Raw genomic sequence first — 5,217 nt, 5'->3', positions numbered from 1 at the left:
GGCGCCGCGCAGGTCCGCGGCTGAGGCGCTCGCCCGCTCGACGGTCGCGCCGCGCAGGTCGGCCCCCTCGGTGGTGAGGTCGGCGATCTGCGCCTCGAGCAGGTCGGCCTGACGGCAGCGGGTCGCGGCGAGGCGCACCCGCTGTAGGCGCGCCATCCGCAGGTTGATCATGTCGGCGTGACAGTCTTCGAACGTCACGTCGGTCAACCGCGCGTCGGACAGGACGATGCCGGTCAGTCGGCAGCCGACGAACCGCACGCGGGTGAGGTTGGCCCCGTCGGCGACGAGTCCGGACAGGTCGCACCCGCTGAGCACCACGTCGGTGAGTCGTAGGCCGTCAGCGCGGGCGCCGCTGAGCCGTAGGTCCTCGAGCGCGGATTCGCGGACCTCCATCCCGCCCATCGCGACGGCGCCCTCCTCCGGGCCGGGTGCGTGCTCGGCGGTGGCCAGGACCCCGTCCCACAGGCCGTCGGGCTCCACGTCCGAGAGGGGCGGGCCGAGCTGATCACGCCGGGGGAGTGCGGGGGCGGCGGGGGGACGGGGAGAGCTCGAGCGACGACGCAACGGTGGGGCCACGGCCTCAGCCTAGGTGGTCAGTACACCTGGGTCGCCCCGTCCGCGGCGGTCGCGCCGTCAGTCCGGGCCGTGCCGGCCGGGCGTCCCGGATCGCGGGCGACAGGAGTAGGCTCGACACGAGATAGACAGATCGGTCTATCCGAATTGACAGAGAGGTGAGGCCATGAGTTTGCGCGAGGCGTTCGCTTTCCCCGAGGTCGTCAACGACTACGCCGCCCGCTGCACCGCTGCCCTGGTGGTGACCCTCGCTGTGGTCACGATCCTCGTGCCGTCGCCCGCCCGGACCTGGCTCGCCGGGGCTCTGGTCGTCGGCTTCGCGCTGCGGGTGGCGGGTGGCCCGCGGTACTCGCCGTTCGGCCGGCTCTCCGTGCACGTGCTCGCCCCGCGGGTGAGCGCGGAACCCAAGCTGGTCTCCGGCGCGCCCAAGCGGTTCGCCCAGACGATCGGCCTGGTGATGTCGTCGATCGCCTTCGGTCTGTTCCTCGGCGGACTGACCACGGCAGGGATCGTGGTGCTCGGCGTGCTGGTGCTGGCCGCACTCGCGGAGGCGGCGCTCGGCTTCTGCCTGGGCTGCTGGATGTACGGGCAGCTCCAGCGTGTCGGCCTCATCTCGGACGACGCGTGCGCGGACTGCGCCGACATCTGGGCCCGGCCCGGGATGGCCGCCCGGAACTGAGGCTCTCCCACCGGAGTCCGGTGTCGACGGTGCGGCGATCCGCGACGCTCCCGCAGCGCACGTCGGCGTCGGCCGCGCGTGCCGAACAAACACCCAGCGCGACCCTCCCGAGATGCGCTGCCTCTTCGGCTCGCGCTGGCGGAATGGTCCATCGCCGCAGCGTGGGTCGGCGACAAGCGTGCACTCTCCCAGCGCAGGGCAGAGGGGCAGCGCGTCTGGAGCCGGGTGCGCTGGCGGTCTGCTCGAGCTCCCGATCGTCTCCTCGCCGCGACCGGGCCGCCGCCGCCCCGCGTTAGTGTGGGCACATGAGCACTCCCGCTGACGGCACCGCTTCCGACCGCCCCGACGACCGGTCCGGCGACCGCGACTTCGAGAAGCGCTACGACACGTGGGCCCAGCAGGAGGGCATCCGCGGCTATCCCGGCTCCGACTTCGGCGACACGGCGTTCAGAGACTCAGCGTTCGGGGACACCGCGTTCGGCGACACGGCGTTCGGGGACACCGCGTTCGGTGACCCGGCCTCCGGCGGCGCGGGCTACGGCGACCCGCAGTACGGCGCGGGGCAGTTCGACCCGGCGCAGCACGGCGCGCAGCCGGGTCACGGGACCCAGCCGTACGCGCAGCCCTATGCCCGACCCTCTGACATGCAGCAGTACGGAATGCCGCAGTACGGCCATCCCGGTCAGCCCCACGCCCAGCCGTACGGTGCGATGCAGCCCTACGGCCAGTACCCACCGGCCACTCGCAAGGACCCGGCGCTGATGCTCGTGGCCTCACTGCTCATCCCCGGGCTGGGCACGATGCTCAACGGTCGGGTCGGTAGGGGTGTCGGCATCCTTGCGGGCTACGGCGTGGGCGTACTGCTCTCGGTGGTCCTCATCGGGCTGCCGATCATGTTCGGGTTCTGGGTCTGGGGGATGGTCGACGCCTATCAGGGGGCGAAGGATCACAACGCGCGCCACGGTCTGCCCTGATCGCGGACCGGCCGCCGCGGGTCCTCGCCGTCGTCATCCCACCCGCGTGGGCCGCGCCCTTCCGTAACCTGGTCGCATGACAGCGACCGAGATCCCCACCACCGACGCCCCTCGCCCCTCGGGCCTGGACCTGCGATACGTCGACACGGACGTCCGGCCACAGGACGACTTGTACCAACACGTCAACGGCACGTGGATCCGTGACCACGTGATCCCCGCGGACCGGCCGATCGACGGCGCGTTCCTCGCGCTGCGCGACCTGTCCGAGGAGCGGGTGCGCGACATCATCACCGACGCCCCGGTCGACTCCCGGATCGGCGCGTTCTACGCCTCGTTCATGGACACCGATGCGGTGGAGGCGGCGGGCGTCGAGGCGCTGGCACCCGACCTGGCCGAGGTCGACGGCGCCGGAGACGCGGACTCCCTCGCGCTGGCGATGGCGCGGCTCGAGAAGGTCGGCGTCGGCGGGCTCATCGGCGCCTACGTCAACAACGACGCCAAGAACTCCACCGAGTACATCCTCTACCTGGTGCAGTACGGCATCGGACTGCCCGACGAGTCCTTCTATCGTGAGGACCAGTACGCGCAGATCCGCGAGCAGTACACGGAACACATCGCGCGGATGCTCGAGTTGGCCGGGCTCGCGGACGCCACCGCGGCCCGCGAGAGCGCCGAGCGGATCCTGGCGCTGGAGACGCGCATCGCCGCCGCGCACTGGGACGTCGTGGCCCGTCGCGACGCGGACAAGACCTACAACCCCGTGACCTGGGACGAGCTGCCGACGCTGGCCCCCGGCTTCCCCTGGCACGACTGGGCCCGCGAGCTCGGCGGCACCGAGGAGACCTTCGGTCGGCTCGTCGCCATGCAGCCCGACTTCCTCACCGCGGTGGCCGGGCTCTGGGCCGGTGAGCCGCTCGAGACGTGGAAGGAGTGGCTGCGCTGGCGGATCGTCTCCTCCCGCGCGCCGTACCTGCCCACGGCGCTGGTCGAGGAGAACTTCCGTTTCTACGGCACCGTCATGTCCGGGACCGAGGAGATCAAGGCCCGCTGGAAGCGTGGCGTCGGCGCGGTCGAGGCCGCCCTCGGCGAGGAGGTCGGCAAGGAGTACGTGGCCCGCCACTTCCCGCCCGGCCACAAGGCGCGCATGCAGGAACTGGTCGCCAACCTCACCGCCGCGTACCGCTACTCGATCAGCAGGCTGCCGTGGATGACCCCGGCCACCCGCGAGCGCGCACTCGACAAGCTCGAGGCGTTCGTGCCGAAGATCGGCTACCCCGACAAGTGGCGGGACTACTCGGCGCTCGAGGTCCGCGCCGACGACCTCATCGGCAACGTCCGTCGCTCCGCTCGGTTCGAGCACGAGTACGAACTGGGCAAGCTGGGCGGGCCCGTCGACCGCGACGAGTGGCACATGACGCCGCAGACCGTCAATGCCTACTACAACCCGGTGATGAACGAGATCGTCTTCCCGGCCGCGATCCTGCAGCCGCCGTTCTTCGACGCCGACGCCGACGACGCCGCCAACTACGGGGCGATCGGCGCGGTCATCGGCCACGAGATCGGCCACGGCTTCGACGACCAGGGGGCGAAGTACGACGGCGACGGCAACCTGGTCGACTGGTGGACCGATGACGACCGCGAGGCGTTCGGGACCCGCGTGGAGGCGCTGATCGCCCAGTACCAGGGCCTCACCCCGGACGGCCTCGATCCCCAGAAGGACCACGTCAACGGGGCCTTCACGGTGGGGGAGAACATCGGCGATCTGGGCGGCCTCACGATCGCGCTGCTGGCCTACCGGTTGGCGCAGGGCACGGACGGCCAGCCGGCGCAGGGGCCGGACGTGGGTCCGGAGATCGACGGCATGACCGGGATCCAGCGGCTCCTCACCTCGTGGGCGATCGTGTGGCGCACCAAGACCCGCGCCGAGGAGGCCGCCCGGCGGCTCGCCGTGGACCCGCACTCGCCGCCGGAGTTCCGCTGCAACCAGGTGGTGCGTAACCTCGACGACTTCCATGAGGCCTTCGGCGTGACCGATGCGGACGGGCTGTGGCTGGCGCCTGAGGAGCGGGTGAGCATCTGGTAAGCCCTCTCGGGGGCGATCCCGCTCCGTTCCGCCGGGGGACGCGTACGGTGAGAGTCGTCACCTGATCTTGGCGCTGGTCACAACGCGGGACGCGGCGACCGCCGCGCCCCGCCTCGGCCGTGAAGAGGAACGGGGTACCGATGTCAGACACTCTCGTGCCGCCCGGGCGGGCGGTCACCGCAGCGGACGCTCCCGCCATCCGGCGGCCGTTCGGGCTCTCCTGGCGTGAGCTGTTCATCACGACCGATCACAAGAAGATCGGCCTGATGTACATCGCCACGTGCCTGGTGTTCTTCTCGATCGGCGGCCTGATGGCCCTGCTCATCCGGGCGGAGCTGTTCTTCCCGGGCATGCAGTTCCTGTCGAACGAGCAGTACAACCAGCTGTTCACCATGCACGGCACCGTGATGCTGCTGTTCTACGGCACGCCGATCGTCGTGGGGTTCGGGAACTACGTCATGCCGCTGCAGATCGGCGCGCCGGACGTGGCGTTCCCGCGCCTCAACGCCATGGGGTTCTGGCTGTTCCTCTCCGGCGGCATCATCCTGCTCACCGGCTTCATCACTCCCGGTGGCGCGGCGTCGTTCGGGTGGACCATGTACGCCCCGCTCTCGGACAAGATCCACTCCCCGGGCGTGGGCGCGGACCTGTGGATCCTCGGGGTGGCGATCGGTGGCATCGGCACGATCCTCGGCGCCGTCAACTTCGTCACCACCATCATCTGCCTACGGGCCCCCGGCATGACGATGTTCAGGATGCCGATCTTCACGTGGAACATCCTCGTCACGTCGGTGCTGATCCTGCTCATCTTCCCGCTGCTCACCGCGGCGGGCATGGGCGTGTTCTACGACCGCACGTTCGGCGGCCGGATCTTCGACCCGGCCAACGGCGGGGCGATCCTGTGGCAG

Annotated in this window: 5 protein-coding genes; 4 read left to right on the top strand and 1 reads right to left on the bottom strand. The window is 70.6% G+C overall.

All coding sequences use genetic code 11. The features are described from left to right. A partial coding sequence (locus HMPREF3086_RS08345; protein ID WP_070721311.1) for a pentapeptide repeat-containing protein occupies positions 1–576 on the bottom strand: 576 nt, incomplete at its 3' end. 163 nt (positions 577–739) lie between these two features. Here HMPREF3086_RS08345 and HMPREF3086_RS08340 point away from each other — a divergent pair. The 4 genes from HMPREF3086_RS08340 to HMPREF3086_RS08325 form a co-directional block, all read left to right on the top strand. Beyond that, on the top strand, positions 740–1,252 hold the full coding sequence (locus HMPREF3086_RS08340; RefSeq protein WP_070721308.1) for a DUF4395 domain-containing protein: 513 nt from the start codon (positions 740–742) through the stop codon (positions 1,250–1,252). Between the two features lie 305 nt (positions 1,253–1,557). Continuing rightward, positions 1,558–2,226 (top strand): hypothetical protein, encoded by a 669-nt coding sequence (locus HMPREF3086_RS18010; protein WP_083324359.1) that lies wholly within the window; start codon positions 1,558–1,560, stop codon positions 2,224–2,226. A gap of 76 nt (positions 2,227–2,302) precedes the next feature. Beyond that, on the top strand, positions 2,303–4,309 hold the full coding sequence (locus HMPREF3086_RS08330) for a M13 family metallopeptidase (RefSeq protein WP_070721306.1): 2,007 nt from the start codon (positions 2,303–2,305) through the stop codon (positions 4,307–4,309). Positions 4,310–4,449: 140 nt separating this feature from the next. Further along, positions 4,450–5,217, top strand: a 768-nt coding sequence (locus tag HMPREF3086_RS08325; RefSeq protein ID WP_371441660.1) for a cytochrome c oxidase subunit I, incomplete at its 3' end; no start/stop codon positions are given.

Source organism: Dietzia sp. HMSC21D01, from assembly GCF_001815995.1.
Lineage (GTDB): Bacteria > Actinomycetota > Actinomycetes > Mycobacteriales > Mycobacteriaceae > Dietzia > Dietzia cinnamea.
The sequence above is the reverse complement of the archived record's forward strand: the minus strand, read 5'-3'. Positions and strand labels throughout refer to the sequence as shown.

Excerpts from the sequence above, each read along its gene's own strand:
- HMPREF3086_RS08340 (WP_070721308.1), top strand. The coding sequence starts at position 740 with ATGAGTTTGCGCGAGGCGTTCGCTTTCCCCGAGGTCGTCAACGACTAC.
- HMPREF3086_RS18010 (WP_083324359.1), top strand. The coding sequence starts at position 1,558 with ATGAGCACTCCCGCTGACGGCACCGCTTCCGACCGCCCCGACGACCGG.
- HMPREF3086_RS08330 (WP_070721306.1), top strand. The coding sequence starts at position 2,303 with ATGACAGCGACCGAGATCCCCACCACCGACGCCCCTCGCCCCTCGGGC.